This is a genomic window from Nonomuraea sp. KM90, from assembly GCF_052246675.1.
GTDB lineage: Bacteria > Actinomycetota > Actinomycetes > Streptosporangiales > Streptosporangiaceae > Nonomuraea.
Map to the genome: position 1 here is coordinate 1 of NZ_JBQQCB010000308.1, position 2917 is coordinate 2917.

Sequence of the window (2917 nt, forward strand, 5' to 3'; positions counted from 1 at the left end):
TCGCCGAACCGCGACGACAGGCCCTTGGTGACCTTGAAGGCGCCGCCGTACGGGTCGGTGATGTCCTCGCCCAGCACGTACACGCCGGGGTCGGCGGCCAGGACGTCGTGCAGCGCGCGGTTCAGGTGCTCGGCGACCCGCTCGGCCCGGACCGGCCCGGTCACGTCGCCGTCCAGGGCGCGGGCGGGCGCGCCGACACCTCGGCCACCAGGGCGGCCACGTGCCGCCGCGCGCTCTCGTCGGCCGCCGCGAACTGCCGGGGGAAGGCGGCGGCGTAACGCTCGTACCAGTCGTTCTCCCTGACACGGGCCAGCTCGCCCGGGCCACGGGTGTCGTCGCCCTTGCTGTGCGGCCCCACCCGATGCGTGACGAACTCCACCACCAGCGGGAACCCCTCCCTGACCGCCGCGACCGGCGCGGCCAGCTCGGCGCGCACGGCGTTCACGTCGATCGAGTGGATCCGCCGGTACGGGATGCCGAACGCGGCGGCCCGGCCGGCGATCGTGCCCGCCATCGCGTTCCCGGTGGGCGTGGACTGGGCGATGCCGTTGTTCTCCACCACGACCAGCAGCGGCACCCGCCAGAGCGCGGCCAGGTTGAGCGCCTCGTACACCGCGCCCTCGCCCCAGGTGCCGTCGCCCACGTACGCGCAGACCAGCGCGCCGCCGCCGGTCCTGCGCAGGCGCAGGGCCATGCCGGTCGCCACCGGCAGGCTCTCGCCCTGCACGCCGGTGGACATGAAGTTGCGGTGGTAGACGTGCTGGCTGCCGCCCACGCCGCCGCACAGCGCGCCCTGCCTGCCCATGATCTCGGCCAGCAGGCCGCCGGCCTCGTCGCCGTAGCGGGCCAGGAAGTGGCCGTGGCCGCGGTGGTTGCTGAAGGTGAAGTCGTCCTCGCGGAGGAGGGGGGTCAGGGCGACGGGCACGTACTCCTGGCCCAGGCAGGTGTGCGTGGTGCCGCTCAGCAGGCCCTCGGCGAAGAGGCGGAGCAGGGCGTGCTCGAAGTGCCGGATCAGCAGGAGGCGGCCGAGGTCGTCCTGGGCGAGCGGCGACAGGCCGCGCTCCAGCCCTGCCACGATCATGCCGTTCCTCCCGTCCTGGCCCGGGCGGCGGCCAGCCTGGCCAGCGCCGCCCGCCGTCCGGACAGGGCCTGGCGGGCCGGGGTCAGCGTGGTCAGGTACCGCTCCAGCGCGTCCTTCTCCAGGCCGTCCGTGAAACGGCGGGCGGCCTGCCGGGAGCGGGCGGCGAGGTCGCGGTGGTGGCCGGGGTCGTCCAGGAGCCGCCGCAGCGCCGCCAGCCAGGGGCCCAGGTCCTGCGCGGGGAGCACGGGGGCCGGGCGCGCGTGCCCGGCCGTCTGGTAGCGCTCCACGCGGTTGACGGGCAGCAGGTACGGGACGCCGAGCTTGGCCTCGGCCAGGCCGCCCACGTCGGAGGCCAGGACAGGGACGCCGCGGAGCATGGCCTCGACGCAGGTGTACCCGAAGGTCTCGTCCCAGAGGGAGGGCATGAGCAGGACCTTGGTACGGCCGAGGATCTCGCCGATGTCGTCGCTCGGCGGGATGACGGCGATGTTGGGGCGGGCGGCCAGGGCTGCTCGTTCGGCGTCCGTGGTGCCCCAGGTCGGGACGGCCAGGAAGGGCGCGTCGGGGCAGGCGTCGGCCAGGGCCAGGAAGATCGGCAGGCCCTTGTAGCCGCAGGGGTTGATCATGGTGACGTACGGGGCGGGGGCCGCCTGGTGGCCGGCGTCCTCGTAAATGTGTGGATATATCAGTGTTGACTCCAGGGAGGCGTGGCGCAGGCAGTAGTCCTGCGCGGCCCGGCTGACCGCGACCACCCCGGCCGCGCGGCGCACCATCCGCACGCCGGCCGCGCTCGGATAGAACGCGCCCGGGCCGAACGGCAGTTGCTGCAGGGTGTGCACCAGGTAGACGACCCGCTCTGGGGTCGCGCGGAGCGCCGCGCCCAGCACGACCAGGCCGGGGTCGTCGGAGGGGACCAGCGTCCAGTCGGGCGCCAGCCCGGCGGCCACGTCGGCGACCCGCCGGGCCAGCAGGGACGGCTCGGTCACGGCGTGCACGGTCACGCCTTCGTGGCCGTACCCGACCTCGCCGGGCCGGCCGGTCTCGACGAGCCGGGCGCCGCGCCGTACCAGCTCCGCCGTCCCCGCCTCGGGTGAGGTGGTTCGCATGGCTCCGGAGAAGGGGGCCACCACGTGCACCTCGTGACCGCGCGCGGCGAGCCGCTCCATGAGGAGGCGGTTGGACTTGTTCGCGCCGCCGTGGGAGGGGAGGTGGATCATGTTCTGGGCGAGCAGGATTCTCACGACGCGCCCCGCTCTGCCCGGCGGCGGCGCAGCCGCGCGGCCAGCACCCGCCGCTGCTCGACGGGCAGGGCTTGGACGCGCAAGGGCTGGACGGGCGGGTGCTGCGCGGGCGCGGCTTGGGCGGGCGCGGCTTGGGCGGGGAGGGACTGTCCGGACGGGGCTTGGGCGGGGAGGGACTGCGCGGACCGGGCCTGTGGGGTGAGGGCCGGCCGGTTGTTCAGGGGTGGGCGGGTGGCGGACGGTTTCAGGAGGGACTCCAGGTGTTCGGCGGCGACGACCAGGCTGCCGGCGGCGTCCTGGTGGACGATGCCGGTCCGGGCCCGGCCGTCCTTCAAGGCGGCGGCCAGTGCTTCGGCCACCTCCTCGGCGGTCCAGCGGTGCTCCGGGAGCCAGCGGGCCAGACCCGCCGTGGCCAGGCGCGCGGCGTTGTCGGGGCGGTCGGCTCCGTGCGCCAGGATCACCTGCGGGGTCCCGGCGACGAGCGCCCTGGTCAGGGTGCCGATCCCGCCGTGATGCAGCACCGCCGCGACCTGGGGCATCACCGTGCGGAACGGCAGCCGGGGAGACCACCGAACGTCCGGCGGGAGGGGCTGGG

3 protein-coding genes are annotated in these 2917 nt (G+C 75.2%); all 3 read right to left on the bottom strand.

The features are described from left to right. Positions 1–160 precede the first annotated feature (160 nt). Complete coding sequence (locus ACTWPW_RS63665; protein ID WP_375114042.1) at positions 161–1081, bottom strand: thiamine pyrophosphate-dependent dehydrogenase E1 component subunit alpha; 921 nt, start codon at positions 1079–1081, stop codon at positions 161–163. Further along, on the bottom strand, positions 1078–2322 hold the full coding sequence (locus tag ACTWPW_RS63670) for a glycosyltransferase (RefSeq protein ID WP_443174955.1): 1245 nt from the start codon (positions 2320–2322) through the stop codon (positions 1078–1080). Before ACTWPW_RS63670 ends, ACTWPW_RS63665 begins: the two co-directional genes overlap by 4 nt. Next, on the bottom strand, positions 2319–2917 hold a 599-nt coding region (locus ACTWPW_RS63675; RefSeq protein WP_443174956.1), incomplete at its 5' end, for a glycosyltransferase. The genes ACTWPW_RS63675 and ACTWPW_RS63670, both read right to left, overlap by 4 nt.